Below are 24,253 nucleotides of genomic sequence, written 5' to 3'. Positions count from 1 at the left end.
CTGCCCTGAACACCGCGCCGCGCCGCGGCGAGCTTGTGGCAAAATGCCCCGCTTTCGACCGACTGTTTTCCTGATGTCCAATCTGCCAGCTTCCGTCATGCAAAAGATCGTGTCGCTCATCGCGGCCGAACTCTCCGTCCAACCCCGCCAGGTGGCCGCGGCCGTAGAACTGCTCGACGAAGGCGCGACCGTGCCTTTCATTGCGCGCTACCGCAAGGAGGTCACCGGCAACCTGGACGACACGCATCTGCGTAACCTGGAAGAGCGCCTGCTTTATCTGCGCGAGATGGAAGAGCGCCGCGCCACCATCCTCGCTTCCATCGAGGAGCAAGGCAAGCTGACGCCGGAACTGCGCGCGGCCGTCGAAGGCGCCGAGACCAAGCAGGCCCTGGAAGATCTGTACCTGCCCTACAAGCCCAAGCGCCGTACCCGTGCCCAGATCGCGCGCGAGTGCGGGCTCGAGCCGCTGGCTCTTGCCCTGCTGGCCGATCCCACGCTGGACCCGCAGGCCGAGGCTGCCAAGTATGTCAACGGCAATCCCACCGCCGATGGCGGCGTGCCCGACGTCAAGGCCGCACTCGACGGCGCACGCGACATCCTGTCGGAGCAATTCGGCGAAACCGCCGAACTGCTCGGCAAGGTGCGCGAGCACCTGTGGAACAACGGCATGGTGAGTTCGTCCGTGATGGAAGGCAAGGAAGGCGCGGAGGAAGAGAAATTCCGCGACTACTACGAATACAGCGAGACCATCCGCACTATTCCGTCGCACCGCGCGCTGGCACTGTTCCGCGGCCGCAATGCGGGCGTGCTGATGGTCAAGCTCGGCCTGGGCGAGGAACAGGACGCCATGGTGCCGCACCCGTGCGAAGGCATGATCGCCCGCCACGTCGGCATCCAGAACCAGAACCGTCCCGCCGACAAGTGGCTGGCCGACGCGTGCCGCTGGTGCTGGCGCGTCAAGGTGCAGCCGCACCTTGAGACCGAGCTGCTGACGCAACTGCGCGAAACCGCAGAGAGCGAAGCCATCAAGGTGTTCGGCCGCAACCTGCACGAACTGCTGCTGGCCGCGCCGGCCGGTCCGAAGTCGGTGATGGGCATCGACCCGGGCATCCGCACCGGCTGCAAGGTGGCCGTGGTCGACACCACCGGCAAGCTCATCGACACCGCCACCATCTACCCGCACGAGCCGCGCCGCGACTGGAACGGCTCGCTCGCCACGCTGGCGCGCATGGCCAAGCAGCACAATGTGATGCTGGTCTCGATCGGCAACGGCACGGCCAGCCGCGAGACCGACAAGCTGGTGCAGGACCTGATGAAACAGCTCCCCGAGGCCAAGCTGACCAAGATCGTGGTCAGCGAAGCCGGCGCCTCGGTGTACTCCGCATCGGAACTGGCGGCCAAGGAATTCCCCGATCTGGACGTGTCGATCCGCGGCGCGGTTTCGATCGCGCGCCGTTTGCAGGATCCGCTCGCCGAGCTGGTCAAGATCGACCCTAAGTCGATCGGCGTGGGCCAGTACCAGCATGACGTCAACCAGCGCGAGCTGGCTCGCGCGCTGGACGCCGTGGTGGAGGATTGCGTGAATGCCGTGGGCGTGGACGTGAATACCGCCTCGGCCCCGTTGCTGGCGCGCGTATCGGGCCTGAACACTGTGCTCGCGCGCAATATCGTCGAGTACCGCGATGCCAACGGCGCATTCGCCAACCGCGATGCGCTGAAAAACGTGCCGCGCCTGGGCGACAAGACGTTCGAACAAGCCGCCGGCTTCCTGCGCGTCAACGATGGCGACAATCCGCTGGACCGGTCCTCGGTGCACCCGGAAGCCTACCCCGTGGTCAAGCGCATCCTAGACCATATCAAGAAGGGCCTGCCCGACGTGATGGGCAACCGCGACGCGCTGCGCGGCCTGTCGCCGACGACCTTCACCGATGAGACCTTCGGCCTGCCGACGGTACGCGACATTCTCTCCGAACTGGAGAAGCCCGGCCGCGACCCGCGTCCCGAGTTCAAGACCGCGACGTTCCAGGACGGCGTGGAGGACATCAAGGACCTGCAACCGGGCATGGTGCTCGAAGGCGTTGTCACCAACGTCGCGGCCTTTGGCGCATTCGTCGATATCGGCGTGCACCAGGACGGCCTGGTCCACATCTCCGCCCTGTCCACCAAGTTCATCAAGGACGCGCACGAGGCGGTCAAGGCCGGCCAGATCGTCAAGGTCAAGGTGATGGAGGTGGACGTCAAGCGCAATCGTATCGGCCTGACCATGCGCCTGGACGACGAGCCCGGCCAGGGCCCGGCCCGCGCGGGACAATCGGACCGCGGCAACGGCCCGCGCCAGGGACAGGGGCAGCGCCCCGGCCAGGGCAAGGGCGTCGGCGGCCAGCGCCGCGAAGCAGAGCCGTCCGGCGCGATGGCGGCGGCGTTCGCCAAGCTCAAGCGCTGAGCGTCAGGCGCCCGTGGATAAAAGCCCCTGTGCCATGCACAGGGGCTTCTTTCGTTGCGTGTGCGGCAGTATGACGGAGTTAACCCTTGGAGACGTGAATCTGCGAGGTAGGCGATAAGGAGCGCCCCGGCAGGCGGCGCTCAAAACTCGAGCGGATTAATCTTCATTCGCTTCGCATTGCGGGCCAGCACGTCATCGAGCGTCGCCATGGTCTTAGCCTTGGCATCCAGCGCAGAGGCAAGGTGCAGCGCATCGCCCGCACGGAGCCCCGCGGACGCATCCAGGGTTAGCACTGCAGCGCGATGGAATGTCTGCGGTTCGACTGGCAGTAACTGTAGGTCGCCAGCACACAGGCGTTCGAATGCCTGCCATGCAGATGCCCCCTGTTCGACCGACAGTTGTTTTGTCCGCTGCTTGATGCCAAGGGCGCTCGCGAATTCGGTGACACACCACGCGGCAGAGGCCATTTCTTCGGTACACGCCGCGTACCACTGCGAAACAGCGGGACTCATTGGCTCATTCACGCAGAGCGCCACCAGTACACTCGTGTCAACGTACACCATCAGTAGCGCGCTCCGTGCCGCAACTCCTTCATGACCGACTCCGTCATCGGCATCGCCTCGCGAGTCGACTCCAGTTCTTGCGCGAAAGCCTTCCGGTCCCATTTGGCCGCGCGAATGCTTATACCGCCATCCACGGTCAGGTTGGCCTGCACTTGGTCGCCCTCCTTGAGACCAGCGTGGCGAACGTAATCAGCGGGGATACGTAGCGCGAGGCTATTGCCCCATTTCGCGATTTGCAGGTTCACCGCCCCTCCTATGATATACATTAACGTATATACATACTAGCGCATCGCTGATTCCGGGGCAACACGTAGCCAGGAGCAAACGTGCGCCGGCTACCGATACGGCAGAGGCTAGCTTACAGCCAGCTATCCATGGACCGTTTGGGCCCTTTTGCACGCGTAAGTGGCTCAAGCGAGAGTTCGATGTACCCGAACCCAGGCCATCCGAAACGTGCGGAGGCCGGTCCCGCGCACAAACTAGCCAACCGCCACCCGGCGGGTCATTGGGCGTCGCCACTCCTGCGTTCGCAGAAGGTGCTGTCCGGGTCAAAGGGTAGCTCCGTCATAATGCCGGTTGCGTGTGACCTGTTGTAGCCGGTGGACAACAGACATCAAACCAAAAAAAGATGCCCTAGGGCTACAAGACCCGGGAACTGCCGGATCCTGTAGCCCTAGGGCATCAAGCATTCAGTTTGAACGGCGGTGGCTCGTCAGCGCATGCGAGCCCTCAAACCTGCCGTCAGATCTCCACCTTGGTACCAAGCTCCACCACCCGGTTGGCCGGGATCTGGAAGAAATCCGAAGGTTTGGCACCGTTCTGATGCATCCAGGCGAACAAGCTCTCGCGCCACATCGACATGCCCGGCAGCTTTGAAGGAATGACCGACTCGCGGGCGATGAAGAACGACGTCTCCATCAACTCGAACTGCATATTGAGCTTGCGCTGGGCCAGGTCCAGCACCCGCTGCACATCCGGTGTTTCCTTGAAGCCGTATTCTGACTTGAGGATAAACACGCCGCCGCCAAGGTCCTTGCACGTGAGGCGATGATCGTCGTCCACGTAGGGCACGTCGCGCGTCACAAAGCTCAGGAACACCACGCGTTCATGCAGCACGCGGTTGTGCTTGAGGTTGTGCAGCAGCGAGACCGGCACCGACTCCGTATTGCCGGTCAGGAAGACGGCCGTCCCTTCGACCCGGTGCGGTGGGTGCGCCAGCAGGCCGCCGATGAAGGGCTCGAGCGGAATGCCATCCTCCAGGCTGCGCGCGCGCAGCAGCTTGCGGCCGCTGTGCCAGGTCATCAGCAGGAAGAAGGCGCTGCCGCCCATCAGCAGCGGGAACCAGCCGCCCTCGGCGATCTTCAGCAGGTTGGCGGAGAAGAAGGCCAGGTCGACCAGCAGGAACGTCAGGCCGATCAGCGTCACCAGCACCGGGTTCCATTTCCACACATTGCGCATGACCACGGCGGCGAGGAAAGTGGTGATCACCATGGTGGTGGTCACCGCGATGCCGTACGCAGCCGCCAGATTGTCGGACTTCTTGAAGGCCACCACCACGATCACCACCAGCACCAGCAGAAGCCAGTTGATGACCGGCAGGTAGATCTGGCCGATTTCCGCGTCCGAGGTATAGCGGATGCGCATGCGCGGCACGAAGCCAAGCTGGATGGCCTGGCTGGTCAGTGAGAAGGCACCCGAGATCACCGCCTGCGAGGCAATCACCGTCGCGCAGGTGGCCAGCAGCACCATGGGGATCAGCAAAGGCTGCGGCACCATCAGGTAAAACGGGTTGCTGATGGCTTCGGGGTTCTGCAGCAGCATGGCACCCTGGCCGAAATAGTTGAGCATCAGGCACGGCATCACCACCGCGAACCAGCCCATGCGGATCGGACGGATGCCGAAGTGGCCCATGTCGGCATAGAGCGCTTCCGCGCCGGTCAGCACCAGGAACACCGAGCCGAGCACCACGAAGGCCTGCAGCGAATGCTCCATCAGGAAAATGACCCCATAGTACGGATTCACCGCCATCAGGATCCCGGGCGCATGCACCATGTGGTACACGCCCAGCGCACCGAGCGCCACGAACCACACCATCATGATCGGCCCGAACAGCTTGCCCACCGCGGCGGTGCCGCTGCGCTGGATCATGAAAAGGGCCACAAGGATCACCAGGGTGATCGGTATGACAAAGTGAGAAAGCCCGGGCGCGGCGATTTCCAGGCCCTCGACGGCGGACAGCACCGAGATCGCGGGCGTGATCACCGCGTCGCCATAGAACATGCAGGCGCCGAAGATGCCGAACATCATCAGCAGTTTCGCCATCCGCGAACGCGGCGCAGCGGTGCGCAGCGCCAGCGCCATCAGGGCCAGGATGCCGCCCTCGCCGTCGTTGTCGGCCCGCATGACGAACATCACGTACTTGAGCGACACCACGATGATCATCGCCCAGAACAGCATGGAAATGATGCCCATCACGGCCGCGTCGCTGAAGGGAATGCCATGCTCGCTACTGAAGCACTCCTTCAACGCATACAACGGGCTGGTACCGATATCGCCGAAGACGACGCCGATTGCCCCGATCACCAGCGCGCGCCTGCTGGGACTTTCTACAAAATAATGACTGGTGGTTGCGGGCTGGGTCATGGATAAAGGTCTGGTTGAAGGGCTCGCGCAACGCCCTCGGCACACGGCGCGTGCGCCTGATCGGGCGCAACGGCAACGCGCCGCTATTGCATTGCACAAACGCGCGCCATTCTAGATGAAGTGCCGGGTGACGACCACTGGGGAGCATCCTGCCTGGAAACCTGCCATATGCTGATGACGCATCAAGCATGAGAGGGAAGTCCCGGCCGGTCAAGCGCTTTGCGCGCCTTGAACCACAAAGCTGGCGGAGCCATGCATGCGTCTTGCCGTTGCTACACCACCACAATTTGTGTGGATTTAGGCACAATTAGACGCCTAAATAGCGATCCAGCAGGCCCGGTTGCACCGCCAGTTCCGCGGCGGGACCGTTCATGACAACCGCGCCCTTCTCCAGCACCACCACGCGGTCGGCATTGGCCAGTACCGTGCGGTAGTTGCGATCCACCACCACGGAGGCAATGCCGGTGGCACGCACGGTGGCAATGACCTGCCAGATCTCGGCGACGATACGCGGCGCCAGGCCTTCGGTCGCCTCGTCCAGGATCAGGCAGTCGGGATTCGTCATCAGGGCGCGCCCGATCGACAGCATCTGCTGCTCGCCGCCGGAAAGCTGTTGCCCGCCATGACCAAGGCGCTCCTTGAGACGCGGAAAGAGATCCAGCACCCTTGCCTCGTCCCAGTCCAGCCGTCCTGACGGGCCCTTGCGCGCCGCCATCACCAGGTTCTCGCGCACGGAGAGGTTGGGGAAAATCCCGCGCCCTTCGGGCACATAGGCCACTCCGAGGCGCGCCACCTCAAAGGGCTGCGCGCGCGAAACGTCGCGCCCGGCGGCAAGAATGGTACCCTCGCGCTGCCGCACATGGCCGAGCAAGGTGCGCAGCAACGTGCTCTTGCCCATGCCGTTGCGCCCGAGCAATCCCACGGTCTCGCCCGCGCCAACGCTGAAATCGACCCCGCGCAGGACATGGCTGCTGCCATACCAGGCGTGCACGCCGCTCGCTTGAATCATCGCGCTCATGCCGCTTGCTCCCTGCGTGGCGCCGCTTGCACGGGGGTCGCCACCCCCTCCACGCCCTCTTCGCCAAGATAAGCCTGCTGGACTTCGCGGTTGACGCGGATCGCGTCCGGTTCGCCCGAGGCGATAACGGCGCCGTTGACCATCACAGTGATACGGTCGGCGACCGAGAAGACCGCCTCCATATCGTGCTCGACCAGCAGTACCGCATGGCCATCGCGCAGCGAGCGCAACAGGGCCAGCATGCGGGCCGACTCCTCCGCGCCCATGCCCGCCAGCGGCTCATCCAGCAGCAGCACAGTAGGTTGGGTGGCCAGGCACATGGCGACCTCGAGCTGGCGCTTCTGGCCATGCGACAAGGCCGTGGCGACGGTATCGGCACAACCCGCCAGGCCGGCGCACTCCAGCGCCTCGTCGCCCAGCGCGCGGCTGGTGCGGCAGCGCTGCGCGTCTTCCCACAGCCGCCAGGCCCGCTGCGCGCGCGACTGGGCCGCCAGCCGGCAGTTTTCGCGCACCGTCAGCGGCAGGAAGATATTGTTGCGCTGGTAGCTGCGGCCAACGCCTTCGCGCGCCAGGCGCGGCTGCGACCAGCCGGTCACGTCGCGCCCCTGCAGTTGCAGCCTGCCCGACGAAGGCGGCAGTTCGCCCGACAGCATATTGATCAGCGTCGACTTGCCCGCGCCATTGGTGCCGATCACCGCGTGGATCTCATGCAAGGCGAGGTCGATATCCACGTCGCCCACCGCCGTGAGGCCACCGAAGCGGCGGGTCAGCTTGCGGGCCGACAAGACAGGTGCATTCATCGGGATCCCCCTTGGCGCCGGCGCGCAACCCCGCGCGCCAGGCTGACCAGTCCATGCGGCAGCAAGGCCACCGCCACGATGACAAAACCGCCCATCAGCAGTTGCCAGTGCTTCGTCAGCGTGCTGAACCATTCCGCGAGCAGCACGAAGGAAAAAGCGCCCAGCACCGCCCCGGCCAGGCTTCCGGCGCCGCCCAGGATCACCATCAGCATGGCGTTGCCGGACTGGTGCCAGGATGCGATCTCCGGATTGACGAAGCCATACTGGATGGCATACAGATAGCCCGCCAGGCCGGCAAACGTGCCGGCCACTACGAAGGCGCCGAGCTGATAGCGGTAGGTGGCGTAGCCGGCGGCGCGCATGCGCTGCTCGTTATGCTTGATGCCCACCAGCGCATGGCCGAACCGCGAGCGCAGCACCACCGCCAGGCCGGCCACCGTCAGCGCTAGCGCGGCGAGCACCAGCCAGTAGAAATGCGTGACGTCGTTGACATCGAACGGCCGCGCCCCCAACAAGCCGAACTCGGGACGGAAATAGATATAGGTGCCGTCGCTGCCGCCTGCGATCTTGGTGTCGTGGAACACGAAGTACACCATCTGGGCGAAGGCGAGCGTGACCATGATGAAATAGATGCCGCGCGTGCGCAGCACCAGCGCGCCCACCACCAGCGCCAGCAGCGCCGCCGCGCCAAGCGCGCCCAGCAGCAAGAGCCAGCCATTGCCCGGCCCGGCCTGCGGTGCCATCATCGCGGTGGCATAGGCGGCCATGGCGAAGTAGGCGGCGTGACCCAGGCTGACCAGCCCGGTGTAGCCGATCAGCAATTGGAGCGACAGCGCGAAGATGGCCATGATCATGACCTTGCTGAGCAGCTCGATATAGAAACGTTGCCCGTCCGCATTCAGCAACAGCGGCAGCACCGCGAGCACGGCAAAAGCCGCCAGCCATCCCAGGCCGCCCAGCCAGTGCGCGGATCCGCCACGCGCGCGCAGCGGGCGGTCCAGTGCGTTGATATCGCTCGGCATATCCTTACCCCGCCTTGAACAAGCCCTGGGGTTTCCAGAGCAGGATGAGTGCCATCAACAGGTAGATCAGCACGCCGGAGGCCTCTTGCCAGAACACCTTGCCAAACGTGTCGACAAAACCCAGCAGCAGCGAGGCGACCATGGCCCCCTTGACCGAGCCGATGCCGCCGATCACCACTACCACGAAGCACACGATCAGCACCTGGCTGCCCATGCCGGGATAGACCGAGGACACCGGTGCGGCGATCATGCCGGCCAGCACCGCCAGCGCCACCCCGAGGGCGAACACGAAGCGGTACAGCACCGTGACGTTAATGCCCAGCGACTGCACCATCTCGCGGTTGGTGGCACCGGCGCGGATCATCATGCCCAGCCGCGTGCGGCGGATCACCAGGTACATGGCCGCGGCCACCAGCAGGCAGATCGCCGAGATAAACAGGCGATAGACCGGATAGGTCATGTCGTTGCCGATCGGCAGCGCCCAGTCGAGCATCGCCGGCACCGTCACGCCGTGCACGTCGTCGTCCACCAGGATGCTGCGCATCTCTTCGAACACCAGGATCAGGCCGTAGGTCATCAGCACTTGCTGCAGATGCTCGCGCTCGTAGAGGTAGCTGAAAAACACCCACTCCAGCACATAGCCGAATGCCACCGCCAGCACGATGCCCAGCGGGATGGCGATCAACAGGTTGCCGGTCAGCCCGGCCAGGGTGAAGGCCAGGTAGGCACCCAGCATGTAGAAGCTGCCGTGGGCAAGGTTGATCACGCCCATGATGCCGAAGATCAGGGTCAGGCCGCTCGCCACGAGGAAGAGCAGCAAACCGTACTGGATGCTGTTAAGGCACTGTATGAAGAAGGAAACGATATCCATGGATATCCATGCGGCAAAGCGGCAACTCGGTTGCGGTATGCGGCTCCGCCGCTACCGGCCCGGACGGGACACGGCATGGCGGGCCGGACTTCTGCCCGGTGCCGCGGGAGCGGCGCCGGGCCACAGCGTTCAACCGCTCAGAGACGGCAACCGCGCGCCGGATCGGCCAGCCCCTTTACGGCAATCGCGCCGACCTTGTTCTCGCGGCCGTCCACCTTGCGCAGGTAGAAATCCTGCACCGGATTGTGCGCCTTCGACAGCGTAAAGGCGCCGCGCGGACTGTCGACCCTGGTCTGCTCCATCGCCTTGATGACCTCGGCCTTCTTGGTCATGTCGCCCTTCACCGCGCTGGCGCCGGCGGCCAGCAGCTGGGCGGCGTCGTAGCCTTGCACGGCGTACACGTCCGGCTGCAGCTTGTAGGTCTTGGCGTACTCCAGGCGGAAGCCCTTGTCGCGCGCGTTGGACAGGCCGTCGGCATAGTGCAGCGTGGTTTCCAGGCCTTGCGCCGCATTGCCCTGCGCTTCCAGCGTGCCATCGGTAAGGAAACCCGAGGCGTAGAGCGGGATCTTGTCCTTGAGGCCCGCCGCGGCCCAGTCCTTGACGAACTTGACGGCGCCGCCGCCGGCAAAGAAGACGAACACCGCATCGGGCTTGATCGACGCCACCTCGGTGATCAGCGCCTGGAACTCGACGTTGGGGAAGGGCAGGCTCAACTCTTTCACCACCTTGCCGCCCTTGGCTTCGAAGGCCTCCTTGAAGCCCTTGACCGACTGCTCCCCGGCCGCGTACTTCCACGTCAGCGTGACCACCTTCTTCATGCCGCGTTCGGCCAGCACGTGGCCCATGGCATAGCCCGGCTGCCAGTTCGAGAACGAAGAACGGAAGATATTGGGGCCGCACAGCGGGCCTGTGGCTTCGTCCACGCCCGCATTGGGAATGATCAGCAGCGTGTTGTTTTCCTTGGCTACCTTGACAATGCCCATCTGCACACCCGAGTGCACCGTGCCTACCACCACATCGACCTGGTCGCGCTTGATCAGCTTGGTGGCGTTCTCCGGCGCCTTGGCGGGATCGGACTCGTCATCCACCTTGAAGTACTCGATCTCTCGCCCGCCCAGCTTGCCGCCCTGCTCCTGCACGTACATCTTGAAGCCATTCTCGATGGCATTGCCGAGGGAGGCGTAAGTACCCGTGTAGGGCAGCATGAAGCCAACCTTGATCTTGCCGGTGCCTTGGGCGCTGGCGCCCGCGGCGAAGGCGAAGGATGCAGCAATGGCAAGGCATGCGGGCGCCAGCCCGCGCGATGTGAAGCGATGCATGGATGTCTCCTGGTGGTCAAGCCGACTTCCGTCGCCTGGGCCGGCATCGCCGGCCTGCGGGCTTCCGGGCCACTCGCGGCAATCGCGGACTTCGCGAACTGCCGGAATCGCTGGAAATGCAGGCTAACGTGCAGGGGGCGCGAAATTATTTTAGGTATGAAGTATGCGCCGTTATAAACCGGACCGCCGCATCCGTCAACGGCCCTGGCTGGTCGCGGTGCGGCGAGTGGCCGCATCGCGGGAGTTTAAGCAGGACGGTTTGTGGCGCATATCGATGGATACCCTCAATCTGTGCCATGGTGCCGTATTCGTCGTCTTCGCCTTGCACGGCGAGCACAGGGCAACGCAATTGCGGCAGCAAGGGTCGCAGATCGAAGGTGCGGAAGGCGGGATCGAGCCAGATGTCGTTCCAGCCCCAGAAGGCCGAATCCACGTCGGCATGATGGCGTGCCAGCTTGCAGCGCAGATCGGTCTGCAGGTAGGTTTCGCGGGTGGCCCGGATGCTGTTCACCGACACGTCCTCGACCATGATGTGAGGCGCCAGCACGGTGATCCCGTCGACTGCCTGCGGGAAGCTGGCGGCGTAGATCAGGGCGATCGAGCCGCCGTCGCTGTGACCGAACAGCCAGGGCATGCCGCGGCTGCGGCCGGGCCCGATCTGAAGTGCATCGAACAGCGCCGGCAAGGCCTCGCTCGCCTGCCGGTGCATGAAGTCGACGCCCCACTTTTCCTCCGCGGGACGCGGCGTGGAGCGGCCATAGCCGTAGCGCGACAGCACCAGCCCGCGAAAATCGCCGGCCTCGCACAGGGAGGCCGGATAGTCGCGCCACATGCTGATTGAACCCAGCCCTTCATGCAGGAAGACCACCAGCGGGCGCTCCTGCCGGTCCGGGCGCAGCCACTGCACTTCCACCTGGATACGGCGGCCGTCGAAAGGAATTTCCACCAACTCGCTTTGCATGCTTTTGCCTTTGCTTATGTCTTTGTTTCTTGCCTTGGACTTTGATTGTCAGCCCCCGGCCAGCGCAGCTTCCTCGCGCTGGCGCAGGCGGAAACGCTGGATCTTGCCGGTGGCCGTCTTCGGCAACTCGGCCACGCATTCGATCTGGCGCGGATATTTGTAGGGGGCCAGCCGCGATTTGACAAAGACCTGCAACTCCGCCGCCATGTCCTCATGCCACGAATGGCCGGGGCGCATCACCACGAAGCCCTTGGGCTTGACCAGCCCGTCGGCATCGGTCACGCCGATCACCGCGGCCTCCAGCACGGCCGGGTGCTGCGCCAGCACAGCCTCGACCTCGAATGGCGAGACATAGATGCCGCCCACCTTGAGCATGTCGTCGCTGCGCCCGGCGTAGATGAAATAGCCGTCCGCGTCCTGCAGGTATTTATCGCCGCTGCGGGTCCATTCGCCAACGAAGGTGTCGCGACTCTTGTCGCGGTTCCCCCAGTACATCAGCGCGGCGCTCGGACCCTTGATAAAGAGGTCGCCGATCTCGCCCGGCGCGCACGGCTGGCCCGCTTCGTCGAGCAGCTTCAGCGCATAGCCGGGCACCGGCTTGCCGGTGGTGCCGTAGCGCACGTCGCCGGGACGGTTCGAGAGAAAGATGTGCAGCATCTCCGTGGAGCCGATCCCATCGAGGATGTCGCAGCCGAAATGCGCCTGGAAACGATCGCCCATATCCTTGGGCAGCGCTTCTCCCGCCGAGGTGCAAACCCGCAGTGCGACTTCCGCCCGCGCCGGCAGGTCGCTTGCGGCCAGCATGCCTGCGTAAAGCGTCGGCACGCCGCAGAAAACCGTGGGCCGGTGCTCGCGCAGGCGCCGGAATACAGCCTGCGGCGTGGGGCGCTCGGCCATCAGCACCGTGGTGGCGCCAACAGCGAGCGGGAACGTCAGCGCATTGCCCAGGCCATAGGCAAAGAACAGCTTCGCCGCGGAAAAAACCACATCGTCTTCACGCAGGCCGAGCACCTGGCGCGCATAGAGATCGGCGGTATGGAACAGGTTGCCATGCGTATGCACGGTGCCCTTCGGCCGCCCCGTGGAGCCGGACGAATAGAGCCAGAAGGCAATGTCGTCCGGTCGCGTGGCGGCAGCGCCTTCCAGCGGTGCGCCCTTCCCTGCCATCCCGGCCACGCTGGGCGCCGGGCCGGCGGATGCGTCATCGGGCCCGGCCAGCATCAGCGCGGGATCCGTGCCGGCCTTGCCGATGGCCTCGCGCATCGTGGCTGCCAGCGGCGCCGACACCACTACCGCGCGCGCGCCGCTGTGCCCCAGCATATAAGCGTAGTCGTCGACCGTCAGCAGTGTGTTCACGGCCACGGGTACCACGCCAGCCAGCAGGCACCCGAGGAAGACCGTGGGGAAATCGGTGGTGTCGATGGCGCACAACAGCAAGCGCTCCTCCGGCCGCACACCGGACGCCAGCAGCGCGGCGGCAAAACACCTGCTGCGCTGGTCGAGCGCGGCAAAGGTGAGCGTGCCGGCATCGTCCACATAGGCGATCTTGCCGGCGCGGGCGGCGGTGAGGTTGCGCGTCAGCAGGTCCGCGGCCGCGTTGTACCGTGCCGGCAGCACTGCGACGGCAGCCGGCGGCAAACCCGCCCCGGCCACCGGGGGCGGGGATGCAACAGGGGGCGTCATGTCTCCACTCCTCGATGCCGTCCCCCGGGTCACGCTTGGTCATGGGGAAACGGAGTCAGGTATTTGTTGTGTCTTCTGTTCTTTCTTTTGTTGATGCATTTTATTGCATATCAACTATTATGCAAGCAGAGTAATGCACTATATGGCACGCGCGTACCGTCCCTTATAATCGCAACCCCGATCCGGATGCCTCCCGGATCTCATTGACACGTAAAGCCGTCCATGCGCCGCGATCCAGATCCCCTGCTGGCCCCAGACTCCTCCGATTCCCGCCCCGCCGGCGAGCGCGATCCCTACCTGACGCAACTCGGGGAGCGCATTCGCTCGCTGCGAGCGGCGCGTGGCATGTCGCGCAAGGACCTGGCTCGCGGCGCGGAGGTTTCGGAGCGCTATCTCGCCAACCTGGAAACCGGTACCGGCAATGCTTCCGTGCTGCTGCTGCGGCAGGTCGCGCGCGCGCTCGACGTGCCCCTGCCGGTGGTGCTTGCGGAGATGGAAACGGAACATGCCCCTGGTGGCCAGCCGGCCTCCGAATTCTCGCAACTGGTGCAATGGCTGGCCCAACTGCCCGCCGGTGACCTGGCGCGCGTGCGCGAAGCCTGCCATCACGCGCTGGCGCCGTCCGCGTCCCATGACATGCGTCATCGCCGCATCACCTTGATCGGGCTGCGCGGCGCGGGCAAGTCCACCCTCGGGCGGGCGCTGGCGGCGGCAATGGAAGTACCCTTCGTGGAGTTGAACGGCGTCATCGAGCAGGAAGCCGGCGCCAGCCTGGCAGAGATTCACTCGCTGTACGGACAGGCGGCCTACCGCCGCTACGAGATGCGCGCACTCGAACGCGTGCTGCGCGAGCACGATCGCATGGTGCTTGCCACGCCAGGCAGCCTGGTCTCGGAGCCCTCCACCTTCAACCTGCTGCTGGCGCGCTGCTACACGGTCTGGGTAAAGACTTCGCCCGAGGAGCATATGGCGCGCGTGGTGGCGCAAGGTGATATGCGCCCGATGGAAGGCAACCGGGAGGCCATGGACGATTTGCGCCGCATCTTGCAGGCGCGCACCCCGCTCTACTCGCGCGCCGATGTGACGATCGACACCAGCGGCCAGGATCCCAACACCTCCCTGCAGGCGCTGCGCGCCCAGCTCCGCGTGCTGGGCAGCTGAGCTGCGGCGCTGGCTGCCGCCCGGTGCGCCAGCCGCCCGGCCTGAAAGTTATCGCACAAGGATTGCGCCGCCCGGATTTGTGCACTATATTTCATCACAGAGGATGATCGACAATATAGTGCATAAAGGAGACAACAATGTCCGCCCCGGCCGTCCCTGCCACCACCTCGCATCCCCCCATCACTTTCGAACGCGACCCCGCGACGTATCGCCACTGGAAACTGGCGTTCGACGGTCCGGTCGCCACGCTGTCCATGGATGTCGACGAGGACGGCGGCCTGCGGCCCGGCTATGCGCTCAAGCTGAACTCCTACGACCTCGGCGTGGATATCGAACTGCACGATGCCCTGCAGCGCATCCGCTTCGAGCATCCCGAGGTACGTACCGTGGTGCTCACCAGCGCCAAGGAACGCATCTTCTGCTCGGGCGCCAACATCTTCATGCTCGGCAAGTCGTCCCATGCCTGGAAGGTGAACTTCTGCAAGTTCACCAACGAAACCCGCAACGGCATCGAGGACGCCAGCCGCTACTCAGGCCTGAAATTCATCGCGGCCTGCAACGGCACCACCGCCGGCGGCGGTTATGAGCTTGCCCTGGCCTGCGACGAAATCGTGCTGGTCGATGACCGCTCCTCGGCGGTCAGCCTGCCCGAAGTGCCGCTGCTCGGCGTGCTGCCGGGCACCGGCGGCCTGACACGCGTCACCGACAAGCGCCGCGTGCGGCGCGACCGTGCCGATATTTTCTGCACCACCACCGAGGGTGTGCGCGGGCACAGGGCGCTTGAGTGGAAGCTGGTCGATGCCGTGGTGAAGCCGGCGCGCTTCGCCGAGCACGTGCAGCAGCGCGCGCTTGCGCTCGCCGCCGACAGCGACCGCCCAGCGGACCAGCCGGGCGTCCGGCTCACGCCGCTGTCGCGCAGCCAGGACGCGCACGGCTACCGCTATGACACCGTCCAGGTGCATCTGGACCCGGCTGCGCGCAAGGCGACGCTAACGGTATTCGGCCCCCGCAAACAGCAGCCGCAGACGCTCGCGCAGATCCTCGCCGCTGGCGCCGACTGGTGGCCGCTGAAGATGGCGCGCGAGCTCGACGACGCCATCCTCACGCTGCGCGCCAATCATCTCGACATCGGCATCTGGATTCTCAAGACCGAAGGCGACCCGCATCAGGTGCTGGCCACCGATGCCCTGCTGGAAGCGCATGCCGGCCACTGGTTCGTGCGCGAGACCATCGGCATGCTGCGGCGCACGCTCGCGCGCCTGGAAGTTTCCTCCCGCACGCTGTTCGCGCTGATCGAACCGGACTCGTGCTTTGCCGGCACCTTGCTGGAACTGGCGCTGGCCGCCGACCGCAGCTATATGCTGCACCTGCCCGACGCGCCGGACGACGCGCCGCGCGCGTTCGCCTGCGCTGCCAACTTTGGCCGCTACCCGATGGTCAACGGACTGACGCGGCTGGCCGCGCGCTTCTACCAGGATGAGGCCGCGATCCAGGCCGTCCAGGACCATGCCGGCGCGCCGCTCGACGCCATCAGCGCCGCCTCGCTGGGGCTGGTCACCGCCACGCCCGACGACATCGACTGGGAAGACGAGATCCGCATCGCCATCGAAGAGCGCGCAAGCCTGTCGCCGGACGCGCTGACCGGGCTCGAAGCGAACCTGCGCTTCGGGCCGGCGGAAACCATGGAGACCCGCATCTTCGGCCGCCTCACCGCCTGGCAAAACTGGATCTTCAACCGGCCCAATGCCATTGGCGAGCACGGCGCGCTCAAAGTCTTCGGCTCGGGCAACAAGGCCCGTTTCGACTGGGACCGCGTCTGAACCGGCACTCGCAAGGCGACACGCGACAGACAAAATAAAAGAAGACAAAAAGATAACCAGGAGACATCCCGTGAGCATCGACTACAGCCAGAAGATCCCCAACAACGTCAACCTGTCGGATGACCGCGCGCTCCAGCGCGCGCTGGAGCACTGGCAACCCGCTTTCCTCGACTGGTGGCGCGACATGGGGCCAGAAGGCTCGCACCAGCACGATGTCTACCTGCGCACCGCGGTCTCGGTCGATCCTTCCGGCTGGGCGCACTTCGATCACGTCAAGATGCCGGACTACCGTTGGGGCATCTTCCTCCAGCCCGCCGATCCCGCGCGCCGCATCCACTTCGGCGAGCACAAGGGCGAGGCGGCCTGGCAGGAGGTGCCGGGCGAGCACCGCGCCAACCTGCGCCGCATCATCGTCACCCAGGGCGACACCGAGCCGGCCTCGGTCGAGCAGCAGCGCCATCTCGGCGTGACCTGCCCCTCCCTGTACGACTTGCGCAACCTGTTCCATGTCAATGTGGAGGAAGGCCGCCACCTGTGGGCCATGGTCTACCTGCTGCACCGCCACTTCGGCCGCGACGGGCGGGAAGAAGCCGAAGCGCTGCTCGGGCGCCGCTCCGGCGACGAGGACAACCCCCGTATCCTCGGCGCCTTCAATGAGCGCACGCCCGACTGGCTGGCCTTCTTCATGTTCACCTACTTCACGGACCGCGACGGCAAGTTGCAGCTTTGCGCGCTGGCCGAATCCAGTTTCGATCCGCTGGCGCGCACCACGCGCTTCATGCTGACCGAGGAAGCCCACCATATGTTCGTGGGCGAATCCGGCGTCTCACGCGTGATCCAGCGCACCTGCGAAGTGATGCGCGAACGCGATATCCGGGATCCGGCCGAGGTCCGCGCGGCAGGCGTGATCGACCTCGAAACCATCCAGCGCTATCTCAACTTCCATTACAGCGTAACGATCGACCTGTTCGGCGCGGACCAGTCGTCCAACGCCGCCACCTTCTACAGCGCCGGGCTCAAGGGCCGCTTCGAGGAAGGCAAGCGCAACGACGACCACGTGCTCAAGGGCGACGTGTACCGCATCCTCGATATCCAGGACGGCCGCCTGGGCGAGCGCGAGGTACCCATGCTCAACGCGCTCAACGAGGTGCTGCGCGACGACTACATCAAGGATTCCATCGGCGGCGTGGCGCGCTGGAACAAGGTGATTGAAAGGCACGGGATCGACTTCCGCATGACGGTGCCGCACAAGGCGTTCAACCGCAAGATCGGCAGCTTTGCCAACGTGCATGTCTCGCCCGCCGGCGAATTGCTCACCGAAGCCCAATGGCAGGCGAGTGAATGCGAATGGCTGGCAACGGAAGAAGACCGCGCCTTCGTTGCCTCGCTGATGGGCCGCGTGACCGAGCCCGGCAAGTACGCCAACTGGATCGCGCCGCCCATGGTCGGCGTCAACCGCCAGCCCATGGACTTTGAGTACGTGCGCTTCAACTGACGCAACGACTGCCCCACCGGCAACGTTCGGCGCAGCGGCGGCAACAGACCCGCCGCACGCCAAGGAGACAAGAGATGGGCGCCCCCGAGACCATCAGGCAGCACCTGATCGACCCCGAAATCTGCATCCGCTGCAACACCTGCGAAGACACCTGTCCGATCGACGCGATTACCCACGACGACCGCAACTATGTGGTCAAGGCCGACGTATGCAATGGTTGCGGCGCCTGCCTGTCGCCGTGCCCTACCGGTGCCATCGACAACTGGCGCACCATGCTGAAAAGCGAGGCCTATCCAATCGAGGCGCAGTTGCTCTGGGATGAACTGCCTGGCGACACGCCGCTGCCGGCAACCGGCGAGGCAGAGAGCCAACCCGACCCGGCCGCGCCGGAAAGCGCGCAGGAGCCGCGGGCGCAACAGGTGGAAACCAGCGGGCATACCTCGCCCAAGGCGCCTTGGTCGGCCGCGCATCCCTACGTCAACCTGCACGCCGTGCGTGCTCCCGCCACGGCCACTGTCGCCGGCAACTACCGCCTGACCGCCGACGACGCATCGAGCGACGTCCACCACATCGTGCTGGATTTCGGGCAGCAATTCTTCCCGGTGCTGGAAGGCCAGGCCATCGGCATCGTGCCGCCCGGCACCGACGCGGCGGGCAAGCCGCACTATATCCGCATGTACTCGATCGCCAGCCCGCGCGATGGTGAGCGGCCGGGCTACAACAACATCGCGCTGACGGTAAAGCGGGTCGAGCAGGATCACGAGGGGCGGCCGGTTCGCGGCGTGGCATCCAACTTCCTGTGCGACCTCGCGCGCGGCGACGAGGTGCGCGTGGTCGGCCCGTTCGGCAGCACCTTCCTGATGCCGAACCACCGCGAAGCCAGCATGATGATGATCTGCACCGGCACCGGCTCGGCACCGATGCGCGCCATGACCGAGCGCATGCGGCGCAACCTTGACCATTTCGCCGGGCAGCGCATGCTGTTCTTCGGCGCGCGCAATGCGCGGGAACTGCCCTACTTCGGCCCGCTGATGAAACTGCCGCCGAGCTTCCTGGATATCCACTTCGCTTTCTCGCGCGACTCCGGACAGCCACGCCGTTATGTGCAGGACGCCATCCGGGATGCCGGCGCGCGCGTGGCCGGCCTGTTGAACGACCCGCACGGCCATATCTATATCTGCGGTCTCAAAGGCATGGAAGAAGGCGTGCTCGCCGCGTTCGGGGATGCGTGCGCGGATGCGGGACTTCCCTGGGCCGAACTGGAGGCGCGCATGAAAGCGGAGGGACGGCTCCACATCGAGACTTATTAGGCCTATTGGGCTCGTGTGACCTGGCCAGCCACATATCGTATTGCCGGAGAACTTGCCGCCGCCGAAGCCACCAAACCCTACAGATGCGGCGTTGTTTAGTACTTCCCTTACGAAACAAACCGCCTATAATGTTTCTGAAGAAACAGGAGCGAGGCGATGCAACCCAGGCAAGTCCCCGAGCATCTTCCTGCCGGCAGTCCGGACCCCGGCACCACACTCACCAAGGCGGTGATGCGTGCCGCCGGCTTTCTCGGCATCAGCCAGGCAGGCGTGGCCAACGTGCTGGGCATCAGCACAGCCTCCGTTTCCCGAATGGCTTCCGGTGGCTATGTGCTCGATGCACACCGCAAGGAATGGGAATTTGGCGTGCTGTTCGTGCGCCTGTTCCGCTCGCTCGACGCCATCCTCGGACACAGCGACCAGGCCCGTCTCTGGCTTGCCAATGAAAACCTGGCGTTGGGCGGCAAACCGCTCGACCTGATCCGCACAACCGAGGGCCTGGTACGTGTCGTTCACTATCTGGATGCCACCCGCGGTCGCGTCTGAGCGCAAGGCCTTTGCGCTCACGCTCTGGCGCGCGGTGGAGGCCCAGCACGTAGTCTCGACCATGCCGCTGGTCGACAGCCTGGAAGAACAGGCCGTGCTCGAAGCCGTGCTCGACGCCGGCAAGCCCGCCGTGCCCGCCGAGGCGCGCCATCTCCATTACCTGCTGTTCACGCCGTTTCGCTACCCCCCGTCGCCGTGGGGCTCGCGCTTTCGCGCCGAACAGGATCCAGGCGTGTTCTACGGCGCCGACGACATCCGCACCGCCTGCGCCGAACTTGGCTACTGGCGCTGGCGCTTCCTGCTCGACAGTCCTGCGCTGCCGCGCATCGATGCGCGCCCGCACACGTTGTTTCAGGTCAGCGTTCGCACCGACGGCATCGCGCTCGACGCCCCGCCCTTCGTGGAGGATGCGGCGCAGTGGACCGATCCCGTCCGCTACGATGCGTGCCAGGCGTTGGCCCGGGTGGCGCGCGAGGCGGGCCTGGCCATGATCCGCTACACCTCGGTACGCGATCCGGAACACGGCCCCTGTGCCGCGCTGCTGGCGCCGCGCGCCTTCGCCGAACCCAACCCGCGCGTGACCACCACCTGGATGCTGACGGTACGTCCCGACCGCGTCATCTGGCAGCGAGACGACCTGCTGCAGCGAGACAGTTTTCAGTTCCCGGCCAGCGCGTGGCAGCGCAGCCCGGACGGCACCGACAAGGACTGAATGACGGTGCGCCATCGCGCTGGCACGCGTTGCAGGGGCATGGTCTTGCGCCTTTGCCCGTTGCTGCGCAATTAGCTGTTGCGCAGCAAAAGGAATTGCCTTATAATCTTTTACTTCGACGGACGCGGGGTGGAGCAGTTGGCAGCTCGTCGGGCTCATAACCCGAAGGTCGCAGGTTCAAGTCCTGCCCCCGCAACCAAAGCCACGCAGATCCACGCGACCGGCTGTCGGATGCAGAACAAATCAACGCCCCTCCGGGCGTTTTTTGTTTTTTGCGCGACGAATTCTCTACATGGCCGCCACCCCGTTCGCGGACCTTTCCCAAACTAGCATCGCACCCCCGGCAGCCCGCATCGGCGGTGATACACTTTCGCCATTCCTCCCGGACGCCTCTCATGAAATTCTGCTCGAACTGCGGCCATGCGGTCGTGCTGCGCATCCCAGAAGGCGACTCGCGCCTGCGTTCAGTGTGCGACAACTGCAGCACCATCCACTACGTCAATCCGCGCAATGTAGTAGGCACCATTCCCGTGTGGGAGGACAAGGTCCTGCTGTGCAAGCGCGCCATCGAGCCGCGCTACGGCTTCTGGACGCTGCCCGCCGGCTTCATGGAGATCGGCGAGACCACCGCGCAGGGCGCCGCGCGCGAGACGCTCGAGGAAGCCGGTGCACGGGTAAAGGTCGGGGAGCTGTTCTCCATCCTGAATGTGCCGCATGTGCATCAGGTGCATATGTTCTACCTCGCCACGCTGGAAGATCTCGATATCTCCGCGGGAGAGGAGAGCCTGGAGGTGAAGCTGGTCGAGGAAGCCGACGTGCCCTGGGACGAACTGGCCTTCCCCACCGTGATCCATTCGCTGCGCTGCTTCTTCGCCGACCGCGCGGCGGGACGGCTGGCCGACGGCACCTTCCGCCTGCACAGCCTGGATATCGACAAGCCGATGCGCCCGCTGACCAGCCGGGCCACGGTCGAACCCTGAACAGGGGCACGTTGCCCGCCGCTCCCGCATGATCACCTGGCTGGATCCGCATGATCCGTTCCCGCCGGTCGAGCGTGCGCTCGGCCCCGGGTCGGACGCGCCCGGCCTGCTGGCGGCCAGCCGCGAGTTGTCGGCCCAGCGCCTGCTGCTGGCTTACCGGCAAGGCATCTTCCCCTGGTATGCCGAAGGCCAGCCGGTGCTGTGGTGGAGCACCGATCCGCGCATGGTGCTTGCGCCACAGGCGCTGCGGGTTTCCGCCACCTTCCGCAAGACCCTCAAGCGCGTGCTGCGCGACCCCGACTGGGAAATCCGTGTCGACGATGACTTTATCGCCGTGATGCAGGCTTGCGCGCTGACCCCGCGGGAGGGCCAGCATGGCACATGGATCACCGAAGACATCATTGCCGCTTATGGTGCGCTGCACCGTAACGGCCTGGCGCATTGCGTGGAGAGCTGGTACCGCGGCGAGCGCGCGGGCGGGTTGTATGGCGTGGCGCTCGGGCGCATGTTCTACGGCGAATCGATGTTCGCGCGGCGCACGGACGCTTCCAAGATTGCCCTGGCCGCGCTGTGCGCGTTCCTCGGCAACCACGACGTGGCGATGATAGACTGCCAGCAGGAAACCGATCATCTGGCTTCGCTCGGGGCGAGTCCGATTCCGCGTGCTGAGTTCGCGGCCCATATCCGCATCGCCACCCGCCAGCCGGATATCAACCCGTGGCGCTTCGACAAGACGGTGCTGCAGAGATGGACCCAGATTCAGGATCGGGCATAGGGCCCGCCCCTCCGGCCACACTGCGCAGCGTCCGGTCACGGCGCCATCGGCTTACCTGCGTTGCTGTTTCATCCCTGGCCGTTGCAGACACATGAGCAAGCTAAAGGAACTCCCCCTTTCCGCGCTGCAGTTCTACGCTACGGCGCCCTACGCTTGCAGCTACCTCGATGGCCGCATGGCGCGCTCGCAGGTGGCCACGCCCGCCCACCTGATCAATGCCGACGTCTACTCGCGGCTGGTGCGCGCCGGGTTCCGGCGCAGCGGCATCTTTACCTACCGCCCCTATTGCGATGAATGCCACGCCTGCACGCCATGCCGCGTGGTGGTGGACCAGTTTCACCCCGACCGCAGCCAGCGCCGGGCCTGGCGCCAGCACGAGAGCCTGCAGGCCCTGGTGGCGCCGCTGACCTATGTCGAAGAGCATTATTCGCTTTATCTCCTGTACCAGTCGATGCGCCATGCCGGTGGCGGCATGGACCAGGACAGCCGGGACCAGTATGAGCAGTTCCTGCTGCAAAGTCGGGTCAACTCGCGCCTGGTCGAATTCCGCGAACCGCCGGGCTCGCCGGAGGCCGGCCGCCTGCGCATGGTCAGCATGATCGACGTGCTCGACGACGGGCTCTCCTCGGTCTATACCTTCTACGACCCGCTGGAAGTCAAAGCCAGCTATGGCACCTACAACATCCTGTGGCAGATCCAGCAGGCCCGCGAACTCGGCCTGCCGCACTTGTACCTGGGCTACTGGATCGCCGATAGCCGCAAAATGGCCTATAAGGCGCGCTACCAGCCACTCCAGGTGCTGACCGCCAACCAGTGGCGCCCCTTCGATTCGCCACAGGAAGCGGTCGCGGTTGCCTCTCCCACTGCCATCCCGATCATTCCGCCGCAGCCCGGCGAGGAAGCGCCGGAGACTTGATGGCCGGTATCCGGGAGGGCGGCTGGAGCCGGGTCGCGCCTGCGCGGCAGTACCGCTTCCGGCCCAACCGTTACAATGCCGCCCTGGTCCCGACTTCCAAGCTGATTCCCTGTGCTTAACGCGCTCTATCCCCTGTTTCGCCCCGCCCTGTTCTCGATGGATGCGGAGGACGCCCACCATTTCACCCTCAACAACCTGCTGCGCGCCAAGCGTCTGGGGCTTGCGGGCTGCATCGGCAACACCATCGCCGATGACCCGCGCACGGTGATGGGCGTGCGGTTTCCCAATCCGGTGGGCCTGGCCGCCGGGCTCGACAAGGATGGCGCCTATATCGACGGGCTGGCGGCGTTCGGCTTCGGCTTTATCGAAGTGGGTACCGTGACGCCACGCGCGCAACCGGGCAACCCCCGCCCGCGCATGTTCCGCCTGCCGCAGGCCGATGCGCTGATCAACCGCATGGGCTTCAACAATGGCGGCGTCGATGCGTTTATCGCCAATGTCAAGGCGTCGCGCTGGAAGGCCGAGGGCGGCGTGCTGGGCCTGAACATCGGCAAGAACGCCGATACGCCGATCGAGCGCGCGGTGGATGATTATCTGCACTGCCTGGAACGGGTCTACCCGCACGCCAGCTACGTCACCGTCAATATCTCGTCGCCCAACACCAAGAACCTGCGCCAGCTGCAGGGCGCGAGCGAACTCGACAGCCTGCTCTCGACGCTCAAGGACGCGCAGCAGCGCCTGGCCGACCAGCACAAGCGCTACGTGCCGCTCGCGCTCAAGATCGCGCCCGACCTCGACGCCGACCAGATCCGCAATATCGGCGATGCGCTGGTGCGCCACCGCATCGATGGCGTGATAGCCACCAACACCACCATCGCGCGCGACGCGGTCAAGGGGCTGCCGCACGGCGAGGAAGCCGGCGGCCTGTCGGGCCGCCCGGTGTTCGAGTCGTCCACGCGCGTCGTCAAGGGCCTGCACGAGGTGGTTGGGGATGCGGTGCCCATCGTGGGCGTGGGCGGCATCTTCAGCGGCGCCGACGCGCAAGCCAAGATTGCGGCCGGCGCGCAACTGGTACAGGTGTACAGCGGGTTGATCTACCGCGGACCGGTGCTGGTCAAGGAATGTGCCGCCGCCCTGCGGGCCTGAGGCGCGCTTCGATTGGGGTTGCCAGGACGCTGGCAGCCGGTGATACCACAGCCGCCCTCCCCATACCGG

Annotated in this window: 21 protein-coding genes and 1 tRNA gene; 12 read left to right on the top strand and 10 right to left on the bottom strand. The window is 65.2% G+C overall.

What is annotated here, in order from left to right; genetic code table 11:
* The first annotated feature begins 73 nt into the window (after positions 1 to 73).
* Positions 74 to 2,443 carry a Tex family protein gene (locus ACZY0R_RS22875; protein WP_488861430.1) on the top strand — a complete coding sequence of 790 codons (2,370 nt, stop codon included), beginning with the start codon at positions 74 to 76 and terminating at the stop codon, positions 2,441 to 2,443.
* 140 nt (positions 2,444 to 2,583) lie between these two features.
* On the opposite strand, the gene ACZY0R_RS22870 is transcribed toward ACZY0R_RS22875, so the two are convergent.
* From ACZY0R_RS22870 to ACZY0R_RS22825, 10 genes are all read right to left on the bottom strand, one after another.
* A complete protein-coding gene (locus ACZY0R_RS22870) occupies positions 2,584 to 3,006 on the bottom strand; it encodes a type II toxin-antitoxin system VapC family toxin (protein WP_045241731.1) in 423 nt (140 codons plus the stop codon).
* Positions 3,006 to 3,251: an AbrB/MazE/SpoVT family DNA-binding domain-containing protein gene (locus ACZY0R_RS22865; protein WP_052686225.1), complete on the bottom strand. Its 246-nt coding sequence runs from the start codon at positions 3,249 to 3,251 to the stop codon at positions 3,006 to 3,008. Before ACZY0R_RS22865 ends, ACZY0R_RS22870 begins: the two co-directional genes overlap by 1 nt.
* A gap of 496 nt (positions 3,252 to 3,747) precedes the next feature.
* Positions 3,748 to 5,649 (bottom strand): potassium transporter Kup, encoded by a 1,902-nt coding sequence (locus ACZY0R_RS22860; RefSeq protein WP_035860122.1) that lies wholly within the window; start codon positions 5,647 to 5,649, stop codon positions 3,748 to 3,750.
* Between the two features lie 307 nt (positions 5,650 to 5,956).
* On the bottom strand, positions 5,957 to 6,658 hold the full coding sequence (locus ACZY0R_RS22855) for an ABC transporter ATP-binding protein (protein WP_488866108.1): 702 nt from the start codon (positions 6,656 to 6,658) through the stop codon (positions 5,957 to 5,959).
* Between the two features lie 5 nt (positions 6,659 to 6,663).
* Positions 6,664 to 7,467, bottom strand: a complete 804-nt coding sequence (locus tag ACZY0R_RS22850; protein ID WP_488861427.1) for an ABC transporter ATP-binding protein — start codon at positions 7,465 to 7,467, stop codon at positions 6,664 to 6,666.
* Positions 7,464 to 8,489, bottom strand: coding sequence for a branched-chain amino acid ABC transporter permease (locus ACZY0R_RS22845; RefSeq protein ID WP_488861425.1), 1,026 nt, complete (start codon positions 8,487 to 8,489; stop codon positions 7,464 to 7,466). The genes ACZY0R_RS22850 and ACZY0R_RS22845 overlap by 4 nt, the downstream gene beginning before the upstream one ends.
* A gap of 4 nt (positions 8,490 to 8,493) precedes the next feature.
* Positions 8,494 to 9,360, bottom strand: a complete 867-nt coding sequence (locus ACZY0R_RS22840) for a branched-chain amino acid ABC transporter permease (protein WP_488861423.1) — start codon at positions 9,358 to 9,360, stop codon at positions 8,494 to 8,496.
* 137 nt (positions 9,361 to 9,497) lie between these two features.
* Positions 9,498 to 10,679 (bottom strand): ABC transporter substrate-binding protein, encoded by a 1,182-nt coding sequence (locus ACZY0R_RS22835; RefSeq protein ID WP_488861421.1) that lies wholly within the window; start codon positions 10,677 to 10,679, stop codon positions 9,498 to 9,500.
* 145 nt (positions 10,680 to 10,824) lie between these two features.
* The gene (locus ACZY0R_RS22830) at positions 10,825 to 11,640 is read right to left on the bottom strand and encodes an alpha/beta fold hydrolase (protein ID WP_488861419.1); all 816 of its coding nucleotides are present in this window, start codon (positions 11,638 to 11,640) and stop codon (positions 10,825 to 10,827) included.
* A 48-nt stretch (positions 11,641 to 11,688) separates the two neighbouring features.
* On the bottom strand, positions 11,689 to 13,323 hold the full coding sequence (locus ACZY0R_RS22825) for a benzoate-CoA ligase family protein (RefSeq protein ID WP_488861417.1): 1,635 nt from the start codon (positions 13,321 to 13,323) through the stop codon (positions 11,689 to 11,691).
* 222 nt (positions 13,324 to 13,545) lie between these two features.
* Here ACZY0R_RS22825 and ACZY0R_RS22820 point away from each other — a divergent pair, with 222 nt between their 5' ends.
* The 11 genes from ACZY0R_RS22820 to ACZY0R_RS22770 all read left to right on the top strand — a co-directional run bounded on the left by ACZY0R_RS22820 (position 13,546) and on the right by ACZY0R_RS22770 (position 24,184).
* Positions 13,546 to 14,484, top strand: coding sequence for a helix-turn-helix transcriptional regulator (locus tag ACZY0R_RS22820; protein ID WP_488861415.1), 939 nt, complete (start codon positions 13,546 to 13,548; stop codon positions 14,482 to 14,484).
* 137 nt (positions 14,485 to 14,621) lie between these two features.
* Positions 14,622 to 16,304: a 2,3-epoxybenzoyl-CoA dihydrolase gene (gene boxC / locus ACZY0R_RS22815; protein WP_488861413.1), complete on the top strand. Its 1,683-nt coding sequence runs from the start codon at positions 14,622 to 14,624 to the stop codon at positions 16,302 to 16,304.
* Positions 16,305 to 16,374: 70 nt separating this feature from the next.
* Positions 16,375 to 17,799, top strand: a complete 1,425-nt coding sequence (boxB, locus tag ACZY0R_RS22810) for a benzoyl-CoA 2,3-epoxidase subunit BoxB (protein ID WP_488861411.1) — start codon at positions 16,375 to 16,377, stop codon at positions 17,797 to 17,799.
* A 74-nt stretch (positions 17,800 to 17,873) separates the two neighbouring features.
* Complete coding sequence (boxA, locus tag ACZY0R_RS22805; RefSeq protein WP_488861409.1) at positions 17,874 to 19,109, top strand: benzoyl-CoA 2,3-epoxidase subunit BoxA; 1,236 nt, start codon at positions 17,874 to 17,876, stop codon at positions 19,107 to 19,109.
* A gap of 156 nt (positions 19,110 to 19,265) precedes the next feature.
* Entirely contained in the window at positions 19,266 to 19,655 is a 390-nt protein-coding gene (locus ACZY0R_RS22800; protein ID WP_035860093.1) for an MbcA/ParS/Xre antitoxin family protein, read from the top strand.
* Positions 19,615 to 20,367 carry an RES family NAD+ phosphorylase gene (locus ACZY0R_RS22795; protein ID WP_488861407.1) on the top strand — a complete coding sequence of 251 codons (753 nt, stop codon included), beginning with the start codon at positions 19,615 to 19,617 and terminating at the stop codon, positions 20,365 to 20,367. The genes ACZY0R_RS22800 and ACZY0R_RS22795 overlap by 41 nt, the downstream gene beginning before the upstream one ends.
* A 123-nt stretch (positions 20,368 to 20,490) precedes the next feature.
* Positions 20,491 to 20,566 (top strand) — tRNA-Met (locus ACZY0R_RS22790).
* Between the two features lie 196 nt (positions 20,567 to 20,762).
* Positions 20,763 to 21,347: an NUDIX hydrolase gene (locus ACZY0R_RS22785; protein ID WP_045241741.1), complete on the top strand. Its 585-nt coding sequence runs from the start codon at positions 20,763 to 20,765 to the stop codon at positions 21,345 to 21,347.
* 28 nt (positions 21,348 to 21,375) lie between these two features.
* Positions 21,376 to 22,122 (top strand): leucyl/phenylalanyl-tRNA--protein transferase, encoded by a 747-nt coding sequence (gene aat, locus ACZY0R_RS22780; RefSeq protein ID WP_045241742.1) that lies wholly within the window; start codon positions 21,376 to 21,378, stop codon positions 22,120 to 22,122.
* A 91-nt stretch (positions 22,123 to 22,213) separates the two neighbouring features.
* The gene (locus ACZY0R_RS22775) at positions 22,214 to 23,038 is read left to right on the top strand and encodes an arginyltransferase (protein WP_488861404.1); all 825 of its coding nucleotides are present in this window, start codon (positions 22,214 to 22,216) and stop codon (positions 23,036 to 23,038) included.
* Positions 23,039 to 23,149: 111 nt separating this feature from the next.
* Positions 23,150 to 24,184, top strand: a complete 1,035-nt coding sequence (locus tag ACZY0R_RS22770) for a quinone-dependent dihydroorotate dehydrogenase (protein WP_488861402.1) — start codon at positions 23,150 to 23,152, stop codon at positions 24,182 to 24,184.
* Positions 24,185 to 24,253: the final 69 nt, after the last annotated feature.

This window comes from Cupriavidus sp. F041, from assembly GCF_057814235.1.
This window is presented reverse-complemented; position numbering and strand designations above follow the sequence as displayed.

Excerpts from the sequence above, each read along its gene's own strand:
- ACZY0R_RS22820 (WP_488861415.1), top strand. The coding sequence starts at position 13,546 with ATGCGCCGCGATCCAGATCCCCTGCTGGCCCCAGACTCCTCCGATTCC.
- boxA (WP_488861409.1), top strand. The coding sequence starts at position 17,874 with ATGGGCGCCCCCGAGACCATCAGGCAGCACCTGATCGACCCCGAAATC.
- ACZY0R_RS22840 (WP_488861423.1), bottom strand. The coding sequence starts at position 9,360 with ATGGATATCGTTTCCTTCTTCATACAGTGCCTTAACAGCATCCAGTAC.
- ACZY0R_RS22850 (WP_488861427.1), bottom strand. The coding sequence starts at position 7,467 with ATGAATGCACCTGTCTTGTCGGCCCGCAAGCTGACCCGCCGCTTCGGT.
- ACZY0R_RS22845 (WP_488861425.1), bottom strand. The coding sequence starts at position 8,489 with ATGCCGAGCGATATCAACGCACTGGACCGCCCGCTGCGCGCGCGTGGC.
- ACZY0R_RS22835 (WP_488861421.1), bottom strand. The coding sequence starts at position 10,679 with ATGCATCGCTTCACATCGCGCGGGCTGGCGCCCGCATGCCTTGCCATT.
- ACZY0R_RS22830 (WP_488861419.1), bottom strand. The coding sequence starts at position 11,640 with ATGCAAAGCGAGTTGGTGGAAATTCCTTTCGACGGCCGCCGTATCCAG.
- ACZY0R_RS22875 (WP_488861430.1), top strand. The coding sequence starts at position 74 with ATGTCCAATCTGCCAGCTTCCGTCATGCAAAAGATCGTGTCGCTCATC.
- ACZY0R_RS22870 (WP_045241731.1), bottom strand. The coding sequence starts at position 3,006 with ATGGTGTACGTTGACACGAGTGTACTGGTGGCGCTCTGCGTGAATGAG.
- aat (WP_045241742.1), top strand. The coding sequence starts at position 21,376 with ATGATCACCTGGCTGGATCCGCATGATCCGTTCCCGCCGGTCGAGCGT.
- ACZY0R_RS22825 (WP_488861417.1), bottom strand. The coding sequence starts at position 13,323 with ATGACGCCCCCTGTTGCATCCCCGCCCCCGGTGGCCGGGGCGGGTTTG.
- ACZY0R_RS22800 (WP_035860093.1), top strand. The coding sequence starts at position 19,266 with ATGCAACCCAGGCAAGTCCCCGAGCATCTTCCTGCCGGCAGTCCGGAC.
- ACZY0R_RS22775 (WP_488861404.1), top strand. The coding sequence starts at position 22,214 with ATGAGCAAGCTAAAGGAACTCCCCCTTTCCGCGCTGCAGTTCTACGCT.
- ACZY0R_RS22785 (WP_045241741.1), top strand. The coding sequence starts at position 20,763 with ATGAAATTCTGCTCGAACTGCGGCCATGCGGTCGTGCTGCGCATCCCA.
- ACZY0R_RS22860 (WP_035860122.1), bottom strand. The coding sequence starts at position 5,649 with ATGACCCAGCCCGCAACCACCAGTCATTATTTTGTAGAAAGTCCCAGC.
- ACZY0R_RS22855 (WP_488866108.1), bottom strand. The coding sequence starts at position 6,658 with ATGATTCAAGCGAGCGGCGTGCACGCCTGGTATGGCAGCAGCCATGTC.
- boxC (WP_488861413.1), top strand. The coding sequence starts at position 14,622 with ATGTCCGCCCCGGCCGTCCCTGCCACCACCTCGCATCCCCCCATCACT.